The 21,631-nt window shown below is 64.6% G+C and carries 18 protein-coding genes and 2 pseudogenes; 8 read left to right on the top strand and 12 right to left on the bottom strand.

What is annotated here, in order from left to right; genetic code table 11:
• Positions 1-41: 41 nt before the first annotated feature.
• Entirely contained in the window at positions 42-500 is a 459-nt protein-coding gene (locus E1748_RS24575) for an Lrp/AsnC family transcriptional regulator (RefSeq protein WP_012431468.1), read from the top strand.
• A gap of 8 nt (positions 501-508) precedes the next feature.
• On the opposite strand, the gene E1748_RS24570 is transcribed toward E1748_RS24575, so the two are convergent.
• The 3 genes from E1748_RS24570 to E1748_RS24560 form a co-directional block, all read right to left on the bottom strand.
• The gene (locus E1748_RS24570) at positions 509-1,696 is read right to left on the bottom strand and encodes a cation diffusion facilitator family transporter (protein WP_133649873.1); all 1,188 of its coding nucleotides are present in this window, start codon (positions 1,694-1,696) and stop codon (positions 509-511) included.
• Positions 1,697-1,930: 234 nt separating this feature from the next.
• Positions 1,931-2,230: an H-NS histone family protein gene (locus tag E1748_RS24565; RefSeq protein ID WP_133649872.1), complete on the bottom strand. Its 300-nt coding sequence runs from the start codon at positions 2,228-2,230 to the stop codon at positions 1,931-1,933.
• Between the two features lie 388 nt (positions 2,231-2,618).
• Positions 2,619-3,281, bottom strand: coding sequence for a HugZ family pyridoxamine 5'-phosphate oxidase (locus E1748_RS24560; RefSeq protein ID WP_133649871.1), 663 nt, complete (start codon positions 3,279-3,281; stop codon positions 2,619-2,621).
• Positions 3,282-3,446: 165 nt separating this feature from the next.
• On the opposite strand from E1748_RS24560, the gene E1748_RS24555 reads away from it, so the two are divergent.
• Positions 3,447-4,658, top strand: coding sequence for an MFS transporter (locus E1748_RS24555; RefSeq protein WP_133649870.1), 1,212 nt, complete (start codon positions 3,447-3,449; stop codon positions 4,656-4,658).
• A 573-nt stretch (positions 4,659-5,231) separates the two neighbouring features.
• Positions 5,232-6,536: pseudogene (locus E1748_RS24550) on the top strand (collagen-like triple helix repeat-containing protein); the annotation flags it as partial.
• Between the two features lie 139 nt (positions 6,537-6,675).
• Here E1748_RS24550 and E1748_RS32110 read toward each other — a convergent pair.
• The gene (locus E1748_RS32110; RefSeq protein WP_166653622.1) at positions 6,676-7,647 is read right to left on the bottom strand and encodes a hypothetical protein; all 972 of its coding nucleotides are present in this window, start codon (positions 7,645-7,647) and stop codon (positions 6,676-6,678) included.
• Between E1748_RS32110 and E1748_RS31655 the strand changes: the two are divergent.
• A pseudogene (locus tag E1748_RS31655) lies at positions 7,541-8,713 on the top strand (collagen-like triple helix repeat-containing protein); the annotation flags it as partial. The gene E1748_RS32110 and the pseudogene E1748_RS31655 sit on opposite strands and share 107 nt — an antisense overlap.
• Positions 8,714-9,053: 340 nt before the next feature.
• Here the strand turns inward: E1748_RS31655 and E1748_RS24540 are convergent.
• From E1748_RS24540 to E1748_RS24530, 3 genes are all read right to left on the bottom strand, one after another.
• The gene (locus E1748_RS24540) at positions 9,054-10,061 is read right to left on the bottom strand and encodes a cupin-like domain-containing protein (protein WP_133649868.1); all 1,008 of its coding nucleotides are present in this window, start codon (positions 10,059-10,061) and stop codon (positions 9,054-9,056) included.
• Between the two features lie 151 nt (positions 10,062-10,212).
• Positions 10,213-11,358: a branched-chain amino acid ABC transporter substrate-binding protein gene (locus E1748_RS24535; protein ID WP_133649867.1), complete on the bottom strand. Its 1,146-nt coding sequence runs from the start codon at positions 11,356-11,358 to the stop codon at positions 10,213-10,215.
• Between the two features lie 460 nt (positions 11,359-11,818).
• A complete protein-coding gene (locus tag E1748_RS24530) occupies positions 11,819-12,922 on the bottom strand; it encodes an NAD(P)H-dependent flavin oxidoreductase (protein ID WP_133649866.1) in 1,104 nt (367 codons plus the stop codon).
• Between the two features lie 221 nt (positions 12,923-13,143).
• Between E1748_RS24530 and E1748_RS24525 the strand changes: the two genes are divergently transcribed.
• Positions 13,144-13,842, top strand: coding sequence for a dienelactone hydrolase family protein (locus E1748_RS24525; protein WP_133649865.1), 699 nt, complete (start codon positions 13,144-13,146; stop codon positions 13,840-13,842).
• A 13-nt stretch (positions 13,843-13,855) separates the two neighbouring features.
• Complete coding sequence (locus E1748_RS24520) at positions 13,856-15,352, top strand: amidase (RefSeq protein ID WP_133649864.1); 1,497 nt, start codon at positions 13,856-13,858, stop codon at positions 15,350-15,352.
• A 192-nt stretch (positions 15,353-15,544) separates the two neighbouring features.
• Here E1748_RS24520 and E1748_RS24515 read toward each other — a convergent pair whose 3' ends face one another.
• From E1748_RS24515 to E1748_RS24500, 4 genes are all read right to left on the bottom strand, one after another.
• Positions 15,545-15,865: a high-potential iron-sulfur protein gene (locus E1748_RS24515; RefSeq protein ID WP_133649863.1), complete on the bottom strand. Its 321-nt coding sequence runs from the start codon at positions 15,863-15,865 to the stop codon at positions 15,545-15,547.
• Positions 15,866-16,016: 151 nt separating this feature from the next.
• Entirely contained in the window at positions 16,017-17,123 is a 1,107-nt protein-coding gene (locus tag E1748_RS24510) for an NAD(P)/FAD-dependent oxidoreductase (protein ID WP_133649862.1), read from the bottom strand.
• A gap of 223 nt (positions 17,124-17,346) precedes the next feature.
• Entirely contained in the window at positions 17,347-17,775 is a 429-nt protein-coding gene (locus tag E1748_RS24505) for a DUF4148 domain-containing protein (RefSeq protein ID WP_133649861.1), read from the bottom strand.
• Between the two features lie 176 nt (positions 17,776-17,951).
• The gene (locus E1748_RS24500; RefSeq protein ID WP_133649860.1) at positions 17,952-18,929 is read right to left on the bottom strand and encodes an AAA family ATPase; all 978 of its coding nucleotides are present in this window, start codon (positions 18,927-18,929) and stop codon (positions 17,952-17,954) included.
• Positions 18,930-19,256: 327 nt separating this feature from the next.
• Here E1748_RS24500 and E1748_RS24495 point away from each other — a divergent pair, with 327 nt between their 5' ends.
• Both E1748_RS24495 and E1748_RS24490 read left to right on the top strand, forming a co-directional pair.
• Positions 19,257-19,751, top strand: a complete 495-nt coding sequence (locus tag E1748_RS24495) for a hypothetical protein (protein WP_133649859.1) — start codon at positions 19,257-19,259, stop codon at positions 19,749-19,751.
• Positions 19,752-19,779: 28 nt separating this feature from the next.
• Positions 19,780-20,577, top strand: coding sequence for an endonuclease/exonuclease/phosphatase family protein (locus tag E1748_RS24490; RefSeq protein WP_133649858.1), 798 nt, complete (start codon positions 19,780-19,782; stop codon positions 20,575-20,577).
• A gap of 92 nt (positions 20,578-20,669) precedes the next feature.
• Here E1748_RS24490 and E1748_RS24485 read toward each other — a convergent pair whose 3' ends face one another.
• Complete coding sequence (locus E1748_RS24485) at positions 20,670-21,605, bottom strand: aldose 1-epimerase (protein WP_240766834.1); 936 nt, start codon at positions 21,603-21,605, stop codon at positions 20,670-20,672.
• Positions 21,606-21,631 lie beyond the last annotated feature (26 nt).

Genomic DNA, 21,631 nt, shown 5'->3' with positions numbered 1-21,631 from the left:
GCCTCTACCATTAGGGATACGGCGACGCAACGGAGGCGCAGTTGACACTCGATACGTTCTCTCAAAAGATCCTGCGTCTTTTGCAGCTTGACGCCCGCCGTTCGGTCCAGGAAATCTCCGATCAGGTCGGGCTGTCGAGCACACCCTGCTGGCGGCGGATCAAGGACATGGAGCAGTCCGGCGTGATCCAGCGCTACACGGCGTTGCTCGATCGCGAGAAGCTCGGCCTGCACGTCTGCGCGCTCGCGCACATCCATCTCACACGGCACACCGAAGGCGGCGTCGAACAGTTCGAACGCGAAATCGCCACCTGTCCCGAAGTCACCGAGTGCTACAGCACGACCGGCGAGTCCGACTACATCCTCAAGATCGTCGCGCCGGACATCAAGGCGTACGACTCGTTCCTGCACGAACGCATCTTTAAGATTCCCGCCGTCGCGCAGGTCCGTACGAGCGTCGTGCTGCGCGAAATCAAGTTCGATACGCAGTTGCCGCTGTAACTACCTGATCAGGTGACGTTGCGCTCCACGCTCGCGGGCATCATTCGCTGCGGTACCGGGCGCAGCACGTTCAGACGACGTGCGCCGAGCCGGCGCCGTAAATCCTCGAGATCGACACGCGCAAGCCACGCTTCGTCGTGCCCGTCTTCAATCGCAGGCCGCAAAGTCAGCTCGACGTCGAGGCCGGTACTTAGATAGTGAAGATTGACGTCGTCGGCAACGATGCCACTACCGGCGAGCGCGCTGTCGACCTCGACGATCACCACGTCGCGCGACGGCAGGCCGATGGGCGGTCGCGCGAGCGCATCGTTTTCCGGGTCGACGTGGATCAGCGCGTCGAGCACGCGCGCATCGGCAAGCAGCCGCGCCCGCGCCGACTCAGCGATGTAGTGCCCCTCCGAAACCGAAATCAGCGGATCGACGAGGATGTGCGCGTCGACCAGCGCGAAATCGCCGGTCTTGCGTGTGCGTAGTTCGTGCACGCCGCGCACGCCGGGCGTCGCGACCAGCAGCGCGCGGATATCGGCGGATGCGGTTTCGTCGAGCGCGCGGTCGGACAGATCCTGCAACGCGTCCCAACCGAACACCCACCCCATCCGCGCGACCATAAACCCGACGATCGCCGCCGCGATCGGATCGAGCAGCCGCACGCCAGCCAGGCTGCCGACGATGCCAAGCGCCACGACCAGCGACGACGCCGCATCCGAACGCGCATGCCACGCGTTCGCGATCAGCATCGCGGAACGCACCCGCTGCGCCTCGCGCAGCATGTAGCGAAACAGGCTTTCCTTCGAAACCAGCACGAGCACGGCAACGGCCAGTGCGCTCAGATGAACTGCCGGAATCGAATCGAGATCGGCGAGCCGGGTGCCCGCGCGCCACAGCATCCCGACGCCGACGGCAATCAGCAGCGCGCCGAGAAACAACGACGCGACGGTCTCATACCGGCTGTGACCATAATTGTGATCGGCGTCGGGCTCGGCACCGCTATGCCGGTTGGCAAGCAGCACGACAAAATCGGATACGAGATCGGACAGCGAATGCACGCCATCCGCAATGAGCGCCTGAGAGTGGGCAAATATACCGACGACGATCTGCAACGCGCTCAACACAGCATTGAGCACGATACTGACGAAAGTGGTTTTTCGCGCAACCCGCTGTTTCTCGCCGGATTGAGCGGCTACGGTCGAGGACATATGAAGAAGGTGAAACCGGACGTTCCGATTCTACCCTTTCCCTCGTTGAAAACTCTCAATTATCGAGGAAAATTCTTTTAAATCAGCCGGTTACGGGAACGTGAAGCATTCGTATTCCGATCGGCGAATCCGGATTTTCCCGATACTCAACCATTCTCCAGTCGATAAAAAACCGCGCTCCTTGCGGATAACGCGGCTTTTATTACTATCTCCCGGCGCAAGCACCGGAAGCGTTTATTTCTGAATCAGAAATTTTTCACGGTCGAGACCGGCGATCCAGCGCGGCGGTTTGCCGCGGCCGGACCATGTGCTGCCGCTATCAGGATCGCGATATTTCGGCGCAACGCCTGCGCGCGGCCGGCCTGCCTTGGCACCCTTGCCACGGCCGCCGCCGAGTTCGGCGAGCGTAATACCGTAGTCGGACATTTTCTGCTTGATCTCGTTCAGCACTTCGGCGTATTCACGTGCCTTCGCTTCTTCGATCTGCTTTTCCAGCTTTTCTCGCTGCGCGAGAAGGTCTTTGTAGGAAGACATAGTTTCCTTTGTGGTTTGGATAAATGGCTACCAGTCTTAAGCAGGTTTGCCGTTTGAAGGATCGTGCCTCGGAATTTGAACGCGAGATTAACACAAAATCCAAAGCCGGGAAAAGATCGATAACAGAAAATAATTAACGTTTGTTTCAGACGAATAGTTCCCGCGTGTTTCGACGAGAAACTTTTCATTTCTCTCAAATTTATGTTCACCTGAAAGGGCATTGCATATTTCAGATAAATGCCGGATTAACTCTCAAATCATGAAAATAAAAAGTCCGTTTACGACCGAACTTTTCATCGCATGAGAACTTTGGAGAGCCCGCTGCAACAAAATCGGAAATTGCTTCATGTCCGACGAAATAAACAACGCGTCTTAACGGCGATCGATATCAGTCAATGTGTCGCTCGATGCAATCCTCGATCGCGGCGAGCAACGCCTGCGGATCGGTTTTCGGCGCATCGAACATGAATCGCGTGCGCGCGCCGGCGATTTTCAGGTCGGCGCCGTAGCGATCGACGCCGGCAAGTTCCAGCGTCGCCGGGCGGCGCGGATGATCGTCGAAGCGTTCGACGAGCGCGGCTTCGTCGTCGGGCGCGAGCGGTTCGAGCGGATCGAGATCGTCGGCGTCGAGCCAGCCCATCGCACCGAAACCGCCTATATAGCGCAGCCGGTCGACCTGCATCGTCCAGAACGCGAAATCGCCGAGCGCGAGATAGCGTTCGGCGTCCGGGTGGTAACGCAGATAACGCCGCACGACGGCCGGCTCCGGCTCGATCCGCTCGAACGTTCCGATCAGCGTCACGCGCGGCCCGTTGAGCACGTCGCCATCCGGTGCGTGCGCGACGAGAAAACCTGCGCGCGAATCCGCATGCAGGTTGCGCGTGTGCTCGGCGAGCCCACTGACGAGCAGCATCGGCCGGTGCCGTTCATCGGGTGCGAACGGCAGCACGGACGGGTATGGAAACCCCTGCGGATCGCGGCAGTGCGTGGCGAGCGTACCGACAGCAACCTGATGGAGCAGATGCAGCGGTGCGTGTGCGGGAATCTTCAAACGGCTTTCCTCGTTGGGGCAAACGTATCAGTGGATTATCGGTAGATATTAGTTCAGCCTGGCTCGGCATAAGACCGGTCGGCCAGATAGAATCTGACGTTTACTTTCAGCGCGCTTTCTTCGAATGGTGTTCGCGCGCCGGCCGCTTTCCTCGACGAGATCTCCGTGTCCGAGCATTCCCCCGATCTGGCGGCACTCCCCGCCGCCCACCGCAGTCTGCCCGTCGCTACCCGCAATCGCGCCCGCACCGCAACGATGGCGCTCTTCTTCATCGCCGGGATGATGTACGCGTCGTGGGGCGTTCACGTGCCGACCGTGCGCGATCGCTTCCACCTCAATGCAGCGTTACTGTCGTTCGCGCTGCTCGCGGTAGCCGTCGGATCGATTACGGCGATGGCGACGAACGGATCGTGGATCGCGCGCGTCGGCAGCCGTCGAGCGTGCCTTGCAGGCGGACTGACGATGTCCGTTTGCGGCGCGCTGATCCTGATCGTCCCGTCGTACTGGCTGCTGCTCATCGTGCTCATGATCTTCGGCGCCGGCATGGCGACGCTCGACGTCGCGATGAACGCCGAGGCCAGCGCCGTCGAGATCGCGTTGGGACGTCCGATCATGTCGTCGCTGCACGGGATGTTCAGTGTCGGCGGGATGGCGGGCGCGGCGATCGGCGGCGCGCTGCTGTCGCGTGGGATGGCGCCTGCGGTTCATCTCGCGCTGGCGTCCGCGGTCAGCGCGCTCGTGCTGTTCGCGTCGTGTCCTTCGGTGCTGCCGCACGTGCCGCACGCCGAGCATCCGGACGCGCACACGCCGCGGGCGAACCGCTGGCGCTCGCCCGCGCTGTGGGCACTCGGCATCTTCGCGTTGATCGCGCTGATCGCCGAAGGCGCCATGTACGACTGGGCGACGGTCTACATGCGCGACGTCGTCGTGGCGACGCCGGCTGTCGCGAGCGCGGCCTATGCCGCGTTCTCGGGCGGCATGGCGGCGGCGCGCTTCGGCGGCGACGCAATCCGTGCGCGCTTCGGCGCGCCGCAGCTGATCATGGCGAGCGCGTCGCTCGCGTGCGCCGGGATGATCGCCGCGCTGGTGCTGCCGAATCCCGTCGTCGCGCTCGCCGGCTTCACGATGATGGGCATCGGCCTCGCGAACATGATGCCGGTGCTGTTCGCGGCTGCCGCGCGCGTCAAAGGTATTCACGCAGCGGAGGGGCTCGCGCACGTCGCGGGACTCGCCTATTTCGGGATGCTGCTCGGGCCGGTGATCATCGGCGGCGTCGCGCAGGCGACCAATCTGACGATCGGGCTGTCGGTCGTCGCGCTGTGCGCGGCGTTGATTGCCGTGGCGGGTCCGAGGGTGCTGCGTCGCCTGAAAATCTGAGTGTGACCGGCTCGGCGATCCCGCTTTCCGATGGTCGGATCGCGGTACTTCTCGCTCGGCCCTACACCGTCGAAGTAAACGCGCTGCGTTACGTTACGCAGCTCGCGCGCGGCGAGCTGTTCCCCGACACATCGACGGCATTCGGCCCATCTCACGTTTGACACGATCCCGCTCCGCCTTGCCGGACGGGGCTTTCCGGCCGAACCAGGCGACCTGAAACGATTGGCATAAGGCTTGCAGATGATCTCCCACCAGTTTCTTACGGGGAGATTCAAAATGAAACGCCAATTTAAAATGACAGCGATCGCGATGTGCATTTCGTCACTGATCGCATTGACGGGTTGCGGATCAACGGTCAACCGGCCGTCGGGTAGCCTGGGTGGTGGTGCCGGCGCTGGGTCGGGTTCGGGCGGTGGCGGCGGTACGCCCACACCGACGCCCACACCGACGCCTACTCCGACGCCCACTCCGACGCCCACTCCGACGCCGACGCCTACTCCGACGCCTACTCCGACGCCGACGCCTACTCCGACACCGACGCCTACTCCGACGCCCACTCCGACACCGACGCCCACTCCGACGCCGACGCCCACTCCGACGCCGACGCCCACTCCGACGCCGACACCCACTCCGACGCCTACTCCGACACCGACGCCCACCAGCGCCAACCCGCTCGGCGTAGTCGTGCAAAACGGCGGCAACGTCGTGACCGCGACCGGACAGACCGTCTCGGCGATCGGCAGCCAGATCGGCACGACGCCGATCCCTGGCGCCAACCCTGCGACGACCGCTGCGCTCGGCAACACCGTGTCGAATCTCGGCAACGGCGTCACCGCGCTCGGGACGGGTCTGCAAGGCGGCCTCGGTCAGCTTGGCAACGCGAACGTGAAGGATCCGCTCGGTATCACGCTGGCCAGTTCGGGCAACCTCGTCTACGACGCGGGTCAGGCCGTCAACAATGTCGGTCAGCTCGTCACCAGTCTCGGCACTGGCCCGACCGCGCCGCTCGCCCCGTTGACCACGCCGCTCGGCGGACTGGTCTCGGGTGTGGGCAACACGGTCAGCGGTATCGGCACGCAGCTCGGCAACCAGCTCACCAACGGACCGATCCAGCAAGTCACGCAGGCGGTCAGCACGGCCATTACGCCGATCACGTCAGTCGTCTCGCAGACCACTCAGACCGTCGGCGATGCAACCGGCCTGGGCGCACCGCTCAACGGACTGCTGTCGACGATCGGACACGGACTCGACTCTGCCGGCAGCAAGATCAGCGGCGCGACCAGCAATCCGATCGGCCAGAACCTGGGCAACGTAGTGACCAAGCTCGGCGATACGGTCACGTCGGCAGGCGGTCTGCTCACCGCTGGCGGCTCGGGCAGCAGCAATCCGCTCGGCGGGATACTCGGCGGACTGACTGGTGGTCTCGGCGGTTCCGGTTCGTCGGGCAATCCGCTCGCACCGATCACCGGTCTGCTGACGTCGCTGCCCGGCACGCTCACCGGTGCGCTCGGTGGAGTAGGTGGTTCGGGCTCCGGCTCGGGTAACCCGCTCGCGCCCGTCACCGGACTCGTCACTTCACTGACGACGACGCTCACCAGCGGACTCGGCGGCACCAGCGGACCGCTCGCACCTGTCACGGGCCTGCTCGGTTCGGTGACCGGCGCGCTCGGTGGAGCAACCGGCAGTGGATCGGGTAGCAGCGGCACGGGCGGTAGCGGTGGATCGGGTGCGGCCGGCGGCCTCTCCGGTCTGCTTGCGCCGGTGACCGGGCTCGTCAACTCGCTGACCGGCGGGTTGACCGGAGCTGCGGGCTCGGGCACCGGACAATCCGGCGGTCTGCTCGGCGGCCTCGGCTCGCTCACTGGACAGAAGAAATAAACGACAGCGCAAACGCGCCAGGGGGTAGCGGCGGACCGGTTTCCGGTCCGCCGTTTTTTTATGAGCGTCGGAGGAAATGCTTCGGCGCTCACACCTGCGGCAACTCGCGAGAGCCGCACTGCGCTTCGCGCGCAACGCGTTACGTTACGCGACACGCACGCAAGGGGCCTGTTCCCCGACACATCGACGGCAACATGAACGCTCGATACAACGCGTCCGCGTCTCGCCCTTGAAACGGCGGGCTTCGCACGATTGCTTCGGCTAGCGAACGAATTGGCATAGGGCTTGCAGTTTCCTCGTCATAAGTCTTTTTCCGAGGGGAAACCAGCATGAACCACCAATTCAAAAAAACGACGATCGCGATGTGCATCTCATCGCTGATCGCACTGACGGGCTGCGGGACAACCGTTAACGGACCCAAGCCAACCCTTCCGAGCGGCAGCGGCTCCGGTGGCGGAGGCATTGGCGCAGGTGGTGGCGGTGGAACGGGCGCGGGCGGCGGCGGGACGCCGACACCGACGCCTACTCCGACGCCGACTCCGACTCCGACTCCGACTCCGACTCCGACTCCGACTCCGACTCCGACTCCGACACCGACACCGACACCGACTCCGACGCCGACGCCGACGCCTACCCCGACGCCGACGCCKACCCCGACGCCGACGCCGACACCGACGCCTACCCCGACTCCGACGCCGACACCGACGCCGACGCCGACTCCGACGCCGACGCCGACGCCTACCCCGACGCCGACACCCACCCCGACGCCGACACCCACCCCGACGCCGACGCCTACCCCGACGCCGACGCCCACCCCGACGCCGACGCCTACCCCGACGCCGACGCCCACCCCGACGCCGACGCCTACCCCGACGCCGACGCCTACCCCGACGCCGACGCCCACCCCGACGCCGACGCCCACCCCGACGCCGACGCCCACCCCGACGCCGACGCCCACCCCGACGCCGACGCCCACCCCGACGCCGACGCCCACCCCGACGCCTACCCCGACGCCGACGCCTACCCCGACGCCTACCCCGACGCCGACGCCCACCCCGACGCCGACGCCTACTCCGACGCCGACGCCGACGCCCACAAGCGCCAACCCCATCGGCGTAGTCGTCCAGAACGGCGGCAACGTAGTAACCGCCACCGGACAGACCGTCTCTGCAATCGGTGGTCAGATCGGCATGACGGCGATCCCCGGCGCGAACCCGGCGACCACTGCTGCGCTCGGCAACACCGTGTCGAATCTCGGCAACGGTGTGACGGCACTCGGGACGGGTCTGCAGAACGGTCTCGGTCAGCTCGGCAACAGCGCCGTGAAGGACCCGCTCGGCGTCACGCTGGCCAGCTCGGGCAACCTCGTCTTTGACGCAGGGCAGTCCGTCAATAATGTCGGCCAGCTCGTCAGCAGCCTGGGTACCGGGCCGCTCTCTCCGCTGAATCCGCTGACCGCGCCGCTCGGTGGTCTGGTCTCCGGTGTGGGCAATGCGGTCAGCGGCATCGGCACGCAGCTTGGCAACCAGCTCACCAACGGACCGATCCAGCAGGTCACGCAGACGGTCAGCACGGTGATCACGCCGATCACGTCGACGGTCTCGCAGACCACTCAGACGATCGGCGACGCGACGGGTCTCGGCAAGCCGCTCGACGGCCTGCTCTCGACGATCGGACACGGACTCGACGCCGCCGGCATGAAGATCAGCGGCGCCACCGACAACCCGATCGGCCAGAACCTGGGCAACGTGGTCACCAAGCTCGGCGACACCGTGACCTCGGCCGGTGGTCTGCTGACCTCGGGCGGCACCGGCTCGGGCAATCCGCTCGCGCCGATCACCGGCCTGCTCACGTCGCTGCCCGGCACGCTGACCGGCGTGCTCGGCGGACTCGGCGGCGGCCTGGGTGGTGGACTCGGCGGCGGTACAGGTTCCGGCGCTGGCGGCCCGCTCGCGCCGGTCACCGGGCTCGTCACGTCGCTGACCAGTTCGCTCACCAGCGGACTCGGCGGAACGACCGGACCGCTCGCTCCTGTCACCAGCCTGCTGACCAACGTCACCGGCACGCTGACCGGCGCGCTCAACGGTATCGGCGGCGCAGCCGGCGGAACGGGAGGCACCGGTGGAACAGGCGCGGGCAATCCGCTCGCGCCGATCACCGGCTTGCTCGGCACGGTAACCGGTGCGCTCGGTGGTGCGACGGGCGGCAGCGGAGGATCGGGTAGCGGCGGCACCGGAGGCACCGGCGGATCAGGTGCGGCCGGCGGCCTCGCCAATCTGCTGGCTCCGGTCACCGGGCTCGTCACGTCGCTGACCGGCGGATTGACCGGCGCTGCAGGCTCGGGCACCGGCCAGTCAGGCGGCCTGCTCGGCGGCCTCGGTTCGCTGACGGGACAAGCGAAGAAATAAACGACAGCGCGAAAGCGCCAGGGAGTAAAACGGCGGGCCGGAAAATTTCCGGTCCGCCGTTTTTTATCGTGCGCCGGACACGTGCGTGCCGACGCGTCGAGCGCTCAACTCACAGCTCGTGATACGTGTCGTACGTGCTGCCGAAGTCATTACGTTCGAGGAAGTTCGTGAACGTCATCGTGACGGACGCTTCGAGCCCTTCGACGTAGTGCCACCAGCCGATCGGCAGAAACAGCAGCTCGCCCGGCGCGAGCGTGCATTCGATCACCTGCGCGTTGCGCAGCGCCGGGAAGCGATCGACATCCGGCGCACTGCCGTCCACCTGCGAATAGCAATGCAGGTCGTTGTACATGTGCGTGGTGTCGTGGAGCGGCACGAGCCGGATCAGCTTGCGGCCGATCACCTGCGCCATGAAGTTGTTCGTCAGATCGTGGTGAAACGGCGTCTTCGTGCCGGCCGGTCCGAACCAGAAAAAGCCGGTGTCCGGCGACTCCGCATCGAGGTACGCGCGGATCGGCTCGACGTCGGACCATAGCGCCTTCAGCGACTCGCGGTTATGCGACGTGTTGTTCGCCGTCATGTAGAAATCGTTGGTCTTGCCGCTGCGCTCGATCAGATCGACGTAATCGCGAAAGCGCATCGTGCGCTTCAGCTTCGGCTGATTGACTTCGTAGTTCGCATCGGACTCGCGGCCGAACTGCACTTCCACTTCGCAGTCGCCGCAGCGCTCGCGAAAATAATCGAAGCTCCACTTCTGACGCGCGGGCCACGAATCGAACATGCCGGTGATGATCACGGGCCGGTTCTGGAAGTAGTACTGCTCGAAGAATTCGTCGTGCGTGAGCCGTTCGCGGCGCTCGACCGTCGCGCCGTTCGCGCGCAGCCGGTTCAGCGTGCCGTACACCGACAGCATCCACTCGCGTTTTCGCAAACGGTTGCGCAGCCGCGTGCTGCCCTGCAGATACGGACTCGCGAGTGCGGCCTGCACTTCGCGTGCTGCATCGTCGGTGTCGAAGCCGTTCGACACGAGCGCCCCCGCGAGCGCGTCGGGCGGGATCTCGAGCATCAGGTTTTCGGCAATCCAGCGACGCCACTCGTCGTCGATCGGACGTGTCATCGCAATCTCCCAGTCAGGTTGTTGTTCTGACGATAGCGTCTCACGACGACCGCTAAAAGAAAAGGCACGCGGGGTTCGGCCCGCGTGCCTTTTTCGTGTGCTGCGCTGTCGCGCGGCAGGTTCGCACCCGCCGCGGACAACCGTCGTCGATTTACATCTTCACGACGTCGAGCAGCGTCTTCTTGCCGCCCTTGTAGTTGTACAGCGAGATCACGCCGTGCTTCAGGTCGCCGTGCGAATCGAACGTCGTTTCGCCGATCACGCCCTTGTAGTCCGTCGCCGGCATCGCTGCCAGGATCTTCGCCGGATCGGTCGAGTTAGCGCGCTTCATCGCGTCGACGATGATGTACACCGCGTCATACGTGAACGGAGCGTAGATCTGGATCGGTTGACCGAAACGCTTTTCGTATTTCGCTTCGAACGCCTTGCCGCCATCCATCTTCTCGAGCGCCATACCGGCTTCCGAGCAGACGATGTTGTCGGTTGCGTCGCCGGCCAGATCGGACAGCTTGTCGGTACACACGCCGTCGCCTGCCAGCACGCGTGCGCGCAGGCCGAGCTGCTTCGCCTGCTTCGCGAACGGGCCGCCGGTGGCGTCCATGCCGCCGTACATGATCGCGTCCGGGTTTTCGCCCTTGATCTTCGTCAGAATCGCGCGGAAGTCGACAGCCTTGTCGTTCGTCGCGTCATGCGACATCACGTTCATGCCGAGCGACTTGGCGGTCTTCTCGAATTCGTTCGCGAGACCCTGGCCGTAAGCGGTCGAGTCGTCGACGATCGCGACGCTCTTCAGCTTCAAACCCTTCGACGCGTAGTTCGCGAGAGCCGGACCTTGCTGCGCATCGGTCGCGACGACGCGGTACGTCGTCTTGAAGCCCTGTTGCGTGTAAACCGGGTTCGTTGCCGACGGCGAGATCTGCACGATGCCTGCATCGCTGTAGATCTTCGAAGCGGGGATCGACGTGCCGGAGTTCAGGTGGCCGACCACGGCGACGACCTTGTCGTCGACGAGCTTCTGCGCAACCTGGGTAGCCGTACGCGGGTCAGCCGCGTCATCCTGTGCGTCGAGCTGCAGCGTGATTTTCTGTCCGCCGATCGTCAGGCCCTTCGCGTTGATTTCTTCCACCGCGAGACGCGCGCCGTTTTCGTTATCTTTACCCAGGTGGGCAATACCGCCGGTCAGCGGTGCGACGTGACCGATCTTGACGACCTGGTCCGCTGCCGCGGTCGTTGCCAACGTAGCGAACAGCATAGCCGCGGCGCTGATCGGCAACAGCTTTTGAAGCTTGGTATTCATGTAAGTCTCCAGTTTCGGTCCCAAAAACAACGTAATCGCCTGTGCCCCGCTCCACCCTGCTGCTGTCCCGTGGACGATCACGCCGGATGCATCGTTCATGCACTTGGCCAGCACGCATGCAGAGCCTGTTTTTGACAGGTACCCACCCGTGCTTGCGCGCAAGTGTAGGCGATCAAATTAAATTGTGGGATTTTTTTGGGAAACTGGTGAGACTACCAATGGTGTTTATTCGGAGAGCCCTTACCAGAGCATTTCATCGCTAGCCGGAAAGCACCTGTTCATGCGGGTTTCCGCCAGGTAAGCGGAAACCCCGGTGCATCTTTTTACGCGGGAATCTAAAGAATTAGCAGCTCAATTCCGTTAATGGTTCGAATAAGCATTGCGAGCAGAGGAACGATCGATTGCGCCGTCCGTGCGACGGCGCTCATTCGTCCATGCATTTGCTCGCTGATTCACTGAATCATTCGTCGAATGCGGCGATGCCGGCGGCTGCCGCGCGCCACTCTTCATCGAGCTGTGCGACGAGCGCGGCCGCCGTCAGTCCTTCGGGACGCGCGCGGACGAGCGGCGCGCCCTGCCCGGACCACAACGACAGATAGTCGCCATTGCCGGCGCGGCCCGCGGTCTGCCGCAACTCCTGAGTCAATGCGTTCTGCACCGGGTAGGGTGCGACGCGATCCAGCTGTTCGGTCAGCCGCTGCATGATCGGATTGCGTATGCCGCGAGCATGACGGCCGGTGATCGCACGCGTCACTTCGGTCGACGTGTCCGCGCTCGCGCGCAGGTGCGCTTTCCATGTCGGCGGAATCGCACTTTCTTCGCAGGTCAGGAACGCGGTGCCCATCTGCGCGGCCTGCGCGCCGAGCGCGAGCGCCGCGACGATGCCGCGACCGTCCATGATGCCGCCCGCCGCCAGCACCGGCAAACCGGTCGCATCGACGAGCTGCGGCACGAGCGCCATCGTTCCGACGAGCGCGTCTTCGAACGAGCCGATGAACGTGCCGCGATGCGCACCCGCTTCGGCACCCTGCGCGGCGATCGCGTCCGCGCCCGCATCGCGCCACGCGATGCCTTCGGCGACGTGCGTCGCGGTGCCAATCACATAGCAGCCCGCCGCATGCAGTCGCGCAACGTCTTCTTTCGACAGCACGTTGAACGTGAAGCTCGCGATCGGCACGCGCAGTTCGATCAGCATGTCGAGCTGCGCGCGGAAGTCCGGCGCGTAGCGTTCGAGCGGCTTGCCTGGCGGCAGACCGAGATCGGCGCGCAGCGGATCGATTGCGTCGAGCGCGCGGCGCACGGTGGCTTCGTCGGGCGACGCGGGATCGAGTACGAACAGGTTCACGCCGAACGGCCGCTGCGTCAGCGCGCGGACCGCCGCGACTTCGCTCGCGATCCGGTCGGGTGCGAACGGCGACGCGGCGAGCGTGCCGAGCGCGCCCGCATTCGACACGGCCGCGACCATCGCAGGCGTTGTCGGGCCACCGGCCATCGGCGCCTGCACGACGGGAACACGCAGATCGAACCGCTCCGCGAACGGCGACACAAAACGCTGGGCATTCATGATGGCTTCCTTGCAGTCGCGGCCGCGCATGCCGCAGCCATGCCACCGACTCTACCGGACCCGTCCCGCGCCGAAAAATGAATAATCGAGATCGTTTCAATCCGCTTACGAGAACCCGCGCGTTCGCGCTGCACGCGCATTCTTTTGATGGCACACTGACCGCCCGTTCGTGCAGCCACTGCACGCACCGCATCATCAAGATTTCGCGCGAGGAGAACGACGTGAGCACAACTTCCCGATGGATCGACATCCCGGCCGGCGACGACCGCTTCGAGGGCTACCTCGCGCTGCCGCAAAGCGGCAAGGGACCAGCGGTCATCATCATTCAGGAAATCTTCGGCGTGAACAGCCACATCCGCTCGGTCGCGGATCAATATGCAGCCGACGGTTACGTCGCGTTTGCTCCGGACATTTTCTGGCGCACGGCACCGCGCGTCGAACTGACGTATGCGGGCGCGGACCGCGACAAGGGCATCGGGCTGATGCAGAAAACCGACGTGGGTCTCGCGGTCGACGACATCGGCGCGAGCGCTGCGGCGCTGCGCAAGATGCCGGAAGTGACCGGCAAGGTCGCGGCGATCGGCTACTGCTTCGGCGGCCGGCTCGCCTACCTCGCGGCGGCGCAAGGTACGCTCGACGCAGCGGTCGCGTACTACGGCGGCGGCATCCAGAACTATCCGGACGAAGCCGCGAAGATCAAGGTGCCGATGCAGTTCCACTACGCCGAACTCGATCACGGCATTCCGCTGTCGGCGGTGGGTGAAGTGAAGGAGCGCTTCGCCGGCCGCGACGAAGCGGAGTTCCATCTGTACACGGGTGCCGAGCACGGCTTCAACTGCAGCGACCGCGCGTCGTACAACCAGCATGCGTCGGCGCTCGCGCACGGCCGCACGCTGACGTTCCTCGGCGAACGCCTGTAAGCGCGCCGTCGACGTGCAGGCCGACTACCTCGCGCACGACGCCACCGGTCTCGCCGCGCTGATCCGCCAACGCGAGGTCAGCGCGCGCGAACTGCTCGATACCGCGATCGCGCGTGCGGAAGCCGCGAATCCGGCGATCAACGCGATCGTGTTGAAGGACTACGACGCGGCACGCCGACGTGCATCGCAACACGACAGCGCCAGCAGCAACGGCACCGCGCAAGGCCCGCTCGCAGGCGTGCCGTATCTGATCAAGGATCTCGGCGCGGCGGTGGCCGGGTTGCGGATGTCGATGGGCAGTCGACACTATCGCCATTTCGTGCCGACCGAAGACGCACCGATCGTTGCGCTGACGAAAGCGGCCGGGCTCAACATCTTTGCGAAGACGAACACGCCGGAGATCGGCCAGATGCCGTACACGGAGCCCGATCTGTTCGGGCCGTGCCGCAATCCGTGGAGTCTCGATCACACGCCCGGTGGTTCAAGCGGCGGCGCGGCTGCGGCAGTTGCAGCGGGCATCGTGCCGCTCGCGCATGCCGCCGACGGCGGCGGCTCGATCCGCATCCCGGCATCATGCTGCGGGTTGTTTGGACTGAAGCCGTCGCGCAGTCGACAGCCGCCGTCGGGGCGTCCGTCGCCGGGCGAACTCGCCGTCGATCACGCGGTATCGCGCAGCGTGCGCGACAGTGCGCTGCTGCTCGATCTGACTGCGGGCAACGCACATCTGCCGACCGGTTCGGCGGGCACATTCACTGCCGCGCTCAACGCGCCGTTCAAACCTCTGCACATTGCGTACGTGACCGAATCGATGCTCGCGCCCGCGCTGTCCACCGACGTGCGTGACGCACTCGACGACGCCGCGCAACTCGCTGCATCGCTCGGACATCGCATCGAACCGGTATCGGCGGGCATCGATTTCGAAGCGGCACGCGATGCGTTCCTCACGCTGTGGTCGGTGATGGCGGAAGACCTCGTGCTGAACGCCGAACGCATATCGGGCCGCAAGCCGCAGCGTTCGGAATTCGAAATCGCGACGTGGGCGATGGCGCACATCGGCCGCAAGTTCGGCGAACGCGCATTGCCCGCCGCGCTCGACGCGCAGCGCGTGATCACCGCGAAGCTCACCGATCTGCTGAGTCGCTACGACGTGATCCTGTGTGCGACGCTCGCGAGCGCGCCGATCAAGATCGGCGAGATGCAACCGACACAGATGGAGCGCATCCAGATGCGCGCCGTCACCGCGATGCCGATCGAACCGCTGATGAAGCGTCTGCTGGCGGAGGCATCGAACAAGGCGTTCGCATGGGCGGGTTGCACGGAGCTGTTCAATCTGACCGGGCATCCGGCGATGTCGGTGCCGCTCTACTGGAATGCGCGCGGCTTGCCGGTCGGCGTGCAGTTCGCGGCACGCGACGGCGCCGAAGCGACGCTGCTGCAGCTCGCCGCGCAACTTGAGGTGGCGCGTCCGTGGTTCGATCGTCGTCCGCCGTTGATGCCGGCGCGGATGTGATGGCGTGAGGTTTTTTCAGGCGATCGCGCATATCTAGATGCGGATGCAGATGCGGATCGACGAATGCACCCGCTGCGAGATGCGGGACATGTATCGTCGATCCGGTTCGTCGCGGCACATCGACGGTTCAGACCGTGCATGCAGTTCAACGCGCTTGTTGTCGTGCATGCGAACCGTGAGGCCGCGCGAGGTTCAAGCCTTCTTGTTATACGCGCTGCACCAGCCCTTGCTCGACACCTGCTTGCCGCCGAACATCGGGCAGCCGCCAAATGCATCGCCGGCCTTGCCCTGGAAGAAGCTGCAGTTGCCGCAATCCTGACCGGCGGCGTACTTCGCGTACTTCGCCTTATCGACCTTCGTTGCGTCCTGTTTGTAGCCGAGCGCCTGGGCGGTCGGATCGGCTTCGGTGACCTTCGGTGCATCGGCGAAAGCCTGGCGGGACAGCGCGAGCGTCGAAGCAACGCCGGCAACACCAAGGCTCGTAATCAAAAACGTACGACGGGATGACTTCATGGGGACTCACTCCATTTTATGGAACTGACGCCGTTCTAGCGACGGCGGTCCCCACAGGATAGCAACGAAGTACCCGCGCGTGAGCAGTCAAATGACAGGCATAAGCAAATCGCCACTACGCACGCGATCTGCGCGAGATTCGTTATATGCGCTATGCAACGCCGGCCAGTTCGCAGACGCGCGCGGCAATCGCAAGCGACGCGGTCAGGCCCGGCGATTCGATACCGAACAGGTTCACGAGTCCGCGTACACCGTGCGCGGCGGGGCCTTGAATCACGAAGTCGGCGGCGGGTTCGCCTGGGCCCGACAGCTTCGGACGAATGCCTGCGTACGCCGGTTGCAGCGCGCCGTCGGGCAACGCCGGCCAGTACGCGCGGATCGCCGCATAGAACGAATCTGCGCGGCGCGGATCGACGTCATAGCCGATCGCATCGACCCATTCGACGTCCGGACCGAAACGCGCCTGGCCGCCGAGATCGATCGTCAGATGCACGCCGAGCCCTGCTTCGTTCGGCATCGGATAGATCAGCCGGCTGAACGGTGCGCGACCCGACACGCTGAAGTAGTTGCCGCGCGCGAGATACAACGGCGGCACGTGACGCGCATCGAGTCCGCGGATGCGACGCGCGATTGCATTCGCCTGCAGCCCCGCGCTGTTGATCACACATGCGGCGTTGAGTGTTGTCGGTGCGGCGCCGCCGACCTTCACGACAAAGCGTCCGTTGATCGCCTCGATCGCTTCGACCGGCGCATGGAACGCGCACACGGCGCCGTCGTTTTCCGCATCGCCCTGCAACGCGAGCATCAGTTGATGGCTGTCGACGATACCCGTCTGTGGCGAGAACACCGCAGCGACACATTCGAGCGCGGGTTCGAGCGCCTGCGCATCCGCGCCGCCGATCCGCACGAGATCGAGCACGCCGTTTTCGCGGCCACGCATCATGATGCTTTCGAGCTGAGGAATCTGGTTCGCCGCCGTCGCGACGAGCAGCTTGCCGCAGCGCTGATGCGGAACGCCGCGTGCCGCGCAGTATTCGTAGAGGAGTTCGCGGCCGCGCACGCACAGCGATGCCTTCAGCGAACCGCGCGGATAGTAGAGGCCCGCGTGGATCACCTCGCTGTTACGCGAACTGGTGCCGACACCGATCGCCTCGGCTGCTTCGAGCACGATCACTTCGCGTCCGCGCGCGGCGAGCGCGCGGGCCACGGCGAGGCCGACCACGCCCGCGCCGATCACTACACATTCGATCTGATCCATGTGTCTCGCGCCGGCGCACCGCGCCACGCTTCGTCTCGCTCAACTGCCCGATGGGAACGGGATGCCGCCGTGCGCCGCAACGACGCGCGGCCGTCATCCGCGATGTCTGTTCACATCGATTGTACGTCGCCGATTCAAAGCAAAGTGCCCGTAGTCGGATCGACTACGGGCACTTTCGGACACATTCATGACATCGGCGCCTGACCGTCAGGCGCGAGGTCGATCAGTCTTCGACGCTCGCGCCGTCGACCGATCCCTGGCTCAGTTGCGTGTGGATCTGCGCGCGCGGCACGGTATAGCCACCGGTCGCGAACTGTCGCGGGTACGCAGGCGCATTCGGATTCAGGCTGAGCTCGCCGTTCGCGCGGGCTTGTGCGACTTCCGCCTTCACTTCGCTGCGGGTCTTCGGCGCATTCGTCGATACCGCGGCCATCCGCACCGGCCATGCGGGTGCATTCGCATTCGCGTTCAGTTCACCGGCGGCACGTGCCTGTGCGACGTCGGCGCGTACCTCGGCACGGGTCACCGTGCTGGTCTGCGTGCTCGTCTCAACCTGCGGACGATAGAACGGCGCAGGACCGACGCCGCTCGCAAAAGCAGGCACGGCAACAACAGCGGAGATCAACAGAGCAGCAATCGAGGTCTTTTTCATGGTGGACACCTTTAGTCGTTTGATGAGTCGTTTAGCTGAATGCCGCTGGTTGTGTGCAGCGTCATTCGGTACGGCTCAGTGTATCCACCTACTATCGATTCTCCAGCCCGATTAGCTACAACTCTTAGTTGCAAAATGCGAAACAACGCGCGACCGATTCATTTCGTTTTCAGGAATCAAAACCCGATCGGCTTGCGACGTGCGCCGTAGTCGAGGCGAATGTCGTCAGGCTCCATCTCCTCGTGGTTCGCGATCCGCGCCGCGCCGAATCCGTTCAGGAGCGCGCGTCGCATTTCGCGTGGCGATGCCTGCATCAGCGCATCGAGCGTGCGATCGGCGAGCTGCGTGGGAAAACGAACGCCCCAGCTGTGCGCCGAACGGATCTCGTCGTAGATCGACTGCGCAATCCGACGCGCGCCCTCGCGATCGGGTGGCGCAATCTCGTAGACGTTCATCCGGTTCAGGATCGGCTCGGGAATCGAGCGCTCGTCGTTCGCGGTGGCGATCCAGATCACGTGGCCGGCGTTGATCGGCACTTCGGCGAACTCGTCGATGAAAGTCTGCGCGGTGTCGTGTTCGAGCAGCGCGTACAGCGCGCCGAGCGGATCGTATTGCGAATCGCCGGTGGCCTTGTCGATCTCGTCGACTGCGATGACCGGGTTCGCGTAGCTGCCGTGCACGAGCGCGTCGAACACCTTGCCGGGCTTCGCGTTCTTCCATTGCGACGACGCGCCGGACAGAATCCAGCCCGCGGTCAGCGAACTCATCGCGACGTAGTGATACGCGGTGCCGAGCAGCCTCGCGAGATGCTTCGCAAAGTGCGTCTTGCCGATGCCGGGATCGCCGAGCAGCAGGATCGGCATCAGCTCGAGACGGTCGTCGGTTTCGATGCACAGCGCGACCTGCTTGCGGACATCGTCGAGCGGCGCTTCGAAGTTCGGCAGCACGTCAATCAGATCGTCGATCGACGGCATCCGGTTCGGCTTCACGCAGAAGCGCAGATTGCCGATTTTCAGCATCTTCTCGTACGTCGTTCGCAGCGCGTCGTTCGCCCCATCGCCGAGTTCGTTCAGCGCGGACTCGACCCTGTCGAGTTCGTAGACCTTGCTGAACGACGCCACCGCGATTTCCTGCTTGACCATGGCTGTCGTCATCGCACACCCCGTCGGACTGAAACCGTCGATGCGGCGCTTCTGTGTTTTCTCGCACCGCTTCAATCCAGTGTAGCGACGCGCGAATACGACGCAAGCGAGCAGCGCGGCACGTCTGCTGCTAACACATCAATCATCTTTCGTCGGACCTGTCCGGAACGCCCCGCACAGACGCGCAAGACCTTGAATGAACCGATTGCCGTCACCAAGTGAAATGTAGTGTTGCTGAACCCGGCCGGCGATCGGGTGTCAGAAACCGTTATCGTCAGCAGGCGTAAGATGGGCGGCTGTTCCATTCCACCGCCGCACGCTGCGCCGGAGATCGTTCTCATGTGGAAAACCAGTCTCGTCGCCGTGCTGCTCGGCACCTCGCTGCTCGCGCACGCGCAGGACACGCGTTCGGTACAGCCTGTCGTGCAATGGCAGTTGCAGGTGATGCGCGATGGCCAGCAGATCGACACCTTCGACGGCACGACGACCGTCGGCCAGGCGCGCACGGACACGCATCATCACGTCGTGCAGCGCAACGTCGGCTGCAAGGATCAACCGGCGGGCAGCATCGACCTGTCGCGCACGCTGACCATTTCGCCGACGCAGGCCGACGCGAACACCGTGACGCTCGCGATCGACGCACAGGAAACACTCGAGGAAAACGACACGCCGCAAACCGCCCAGGGCTGCAAGCTGCCACCGCAACCGCGGCTTGTCAGCGCGAGTCATCCCGGGCTGCAACTGAAGCCGGGCGAATGGACCACATGGAAGATCGTCGACCAGAATCCGACGCTCGTGTACCGGGTGCGTGCGAGCCTCGCGACCAACCCATGACATCGACAAAAAATAGGGACGACGCGGCATGCGAAACCCCGAGGAACTGATTCACACCGACGTGCAGTCGAAAGACTTCATCGCGGTCAGCTGGAACCTGCACAAGGGTCGCACGCCGCTCGGCTTTCAGGCCTGGCAAGCGATGCAGCGCTGGGTGCAGTCGACGCATGCCGACGCATATTTCCTGCAGGAAGCGATGGCGCGGCGGATGCCGGCGCCGGTGTTGTCGAGCAATTTCGGCGCGCCGCTCGGCGACCCCGCCGACGACGTCTGGCATTGCCAGGCGACCGAAATCGCCCGCGCGCTCGAACTCGAAATCGCGCTCGGGCCGAATGTCTTCAAGCCTTCATGGCGGCACGGCAATGCGATCCTGTCGCCGCATCCGCTGGATCTCGGCGGACGTTGGGACATCTCCGCGCATCGCTTCGAACGGCGCGGTCTGCTGGTGGCGCGCGCGACGTTCGCGGGTCACTCGGTGACGCTGCTGTGCGCGCATCTCGCGCTCACGCGCTCGGCGCGGCTGCGGCAGATGAACTGGATCGCGCACTGGATCGCGAAAGAAGCGCCGAGCGGTCCGCTCGTGCTGGCCGGCGACTTCAACGACTGGCGTAACGATTCGGTGCCGCTCTTCGGCGAGCATGGGCTGCACGAGGTCGCGACGCTGCTCGGCGAACCGGCGCGCACGTTCCCCGCTTTTTCGCCGGCGCTCGCGCTCGACAAGATGTTCGTGCGCGACATGAAGCCGATCGAATGGATCCAGCCGACGCAGGAAACCGCGTGGCTGTCGGATCATCTTCCGTATATGGCGCGGTTGCAGGTCGGCTGAACGACGCTGCGTCTCGCCCTGCTGCGGCGTCCACGCGAGCCGCGACTACCTATGCCTCGGTTGCAGGTCGGCTGAACAAGGCTACGAGGATTTCAGAACCGCTGCGGCGTCCACACGAGTCGCGCGACCACCTCTTCATCCGGCGCCAGCACCTGCCCGCCGGTACGATCCGGCGCGATGCCGGCGTTGAAGCAGTCGGTCGTGTTGGTCACCGGCTCGACGCACAGTTGCGGATCGTTGGCCGGCGCGAACACCACCAGATGGTTAAACGGCGCTTCAGCGCGCAGCGTCACGCTGCGCCGCTCGTCGGTCCACGTCACGGTCGCCTCGCGCGACCAGCCCGCGAAGTTGTTGTCGAGCTCGAATGCATCGGCGGACATGCCGCAGCTCAATGCATCGACGGACGGATGCGCGCCGAGATGCGTCGGCAGCACGTCGCCGTCCGCGTGCCACATCGCGCGCACCTGCGCATGCACCTGCGTATGCGGCGTGCGCGGATGGTACGGGTGATGTCCCATGCCGAACGGCATCGCGCGATCCGACAGATTGCGCGCACGCATCGTCACGTGCAGCGCGTTGCCGATCAGTTCGATCCGCTGCTGCGCGACGTAGCGAAACGGCCAGTCACCGGGAAGATGCGCATCGGGCTCGTGATCGAAATGCAGTTCGACGGCATTCGCCGTGCGCTCGCCGACGCGCCATTCGCGTCGCCACGCGTGACCGTGCAGTGCGTGCGCGAAACGGTTGCCGTCGCCGGACAAATCGATCGTGTGGCCTTCGAAGACAAAGCGCGCATCGCGAATGCGGTTGCAATACGGAAACAGCGGGAAGCTGCCCATCTTCAGCGGATCGCGTTCTGCAAGCGCAGCCTGCGTCGCGGGACGGAACCAGTGCAGCGGCTCGCCGTTAGCGGAATCGGCTACGTCGCAGTACGCCGCGATCGCACCGCCGATCTGCGGCGCGACCGTCACCCTCGTGTCGCCGCTCCTCAGCTCGATCAACGTCAGACCCGCAGGCGCGGCCGGCATGGCCACGAACGGCACAGCGTCGAGGC

The sequence above is a fragment of the Paraburkholderia flava genome, from assembly GCF_004359985.1.
Classification (GTDB): domain Bacteria; phylum Pseudomonadota; class Gammaproteobacteria; order Burkholderiales; family Burkholderiaceae; genus Paraburkholderia; species Paraburkholderia flava.
The sequence above is the reverse complement of the archived record's forward strand: the minus strand, read 5'-3'. Positions and strand labels throughout refer to the sequence as shown.